The sequence below is a fragment of the Pseudoflavonifractor capillosus genome (genome assembly GCF_016899775.1).
Lineage (GTDB): Bacteria > Bacillota > Clostridia > Oscillospirales > Oscillospiraceae > Lawsonibacter.
Genome location: NZ_JACJJE010000135.1, coordinates 1 through 1,180, shown reverse-complemented (window position 1 = coordinate 1,180; position 1,180 = coordinate 1). Strand labels below are relative to the sequence as shown.

Here is a 1,180-nt window from a genome sequence, read left to right as displayed (position 1 = left end):
AGGGCGGTAATGAGGTTTTGGGTGGCTTGTCTTAACATAAAATCCTCCGTTTCCGACAGCCAGCCCCACTATTCCGTAGCTTTATTGTACCACGGAATAGCGGGGGCTGTATAGCGGCAAAAGTGTAAAATCTGCTTCTTTATGATTTGTCAAATTGCTGATTTTTGTGTAGCGTTCTGTGTTCAATGGTTCAGTAGAAAAGTTCATGCTTCTGTGATATAATCATATCATCTTCAAAACCAAATTAAGACATAAGGGAGTGAAACGCTTGGATAATAACAGCAACAAAAAGCGGGAAAAAATAATCACATTCATTTTGGGGGCTGTTCTAATAATCGCTGTCCTGTCCATAATCGCTATATTCAGCGGTGCAATTATGCGTCTGCTCGGCTTTGAGTATGAGAGCGTCGGCGGCTTTATCCTGTATTTTATAATCGCGTCGGTTGTTTCGTATCCCATGAATTTAGTAGCGGGCGCATTACCAAAAGCATTGCTTAATCTCGACAGAATAACAAGGGAAATGGCCGTCTGTATGTATGTGTTGTTAGATACTGTCACTACATTTTGCGGCTTCTATATTGTTGATTATTTCATGTCCTCTGTATCTGCAAATACAATTTCGCTGATTGTATTGGCTCTGGTGTTTGCACTCTTTGGAATTAGCGATGTCAAGAAAAAAGAGTCCTGATTTCAGCTTTTCCAGTTTCAGCGGCCACGCTCTCCGGCATGGCCGCTTTTTCCATGCCCCGGCTCACGCCGGACAAGTCGGCTCCTGTGTAGCAGCGGCTTCCGCTTCCAGTACCCGCGCCATTTTGTCGGCGGCGGTGGTCGTGGTATCTTTCTTGAAATAGCCGGACACGACAAGGACGGAATTGCCCATGCGGATTTCCGTCACGCAGTCGGGGCGGCGTGTGGTGCGGGTGTCGTGCTGCTTGTTATCTGTCATAGGCAATACTCCTTTCAGTCGGTAATCAGTTTCTTCATGCTCTCCATTTTCCGCTGCGCGGCTTCCTGCCGGAAATTGTCGCCGGTAAAGCGTACCGGGACGCACATGGAAAGCAGGCGGTCATAAATCCGGGAATGGGCGGTGTCCTCCGGGTTGTGCAGGTCGTCCAGCGTGAGGTTGGTCGTGACGATCAGCGGCTTGCCGCTGCGGTAACGGCTGTCAATCACATTGAAA

General features: G+C 48.1%; 2 protein-coding genes and 1 pseudogene. 1 reads left to right on the top strand and 2 read right to left on the bottom strand.

Features of this window, described 5'->3' with window-relative positions:
• The first annotated feature begins 259 nt into the window (after positions 1–259).
• A complete protein-coding gene (locus H6B31_RS16655; RefSeq protein WP_346014113.1) occupies positions 260–688 on the top strand; it encodes a regulatory YrvL family protein in 429 nt (142 codons plus the stop codon).
• 63 nt (positions 689–751) lie between these two features.
• Here H6B31_RS16655 and H6B31_RS16650 read toward each other — a convergent pair whose 3' ends face one another.
• On the bottom strand, positions 752–946 hold the full coding sequence (locus H6B31_RS16650; protein ID WP_204899519.1) for a transposon-encoded TnpW family protein: 195 nt from the start codon (positions 944–946) through the stop codon (positions 752–754).
• 14 nt (positions 947–960) lie between these two features.
• Positions 961–1,180 (bottom strand): annotated as a pseudogene (locus H6B31_RS16645) (ATP-binding protein); the annotation flags it as partial.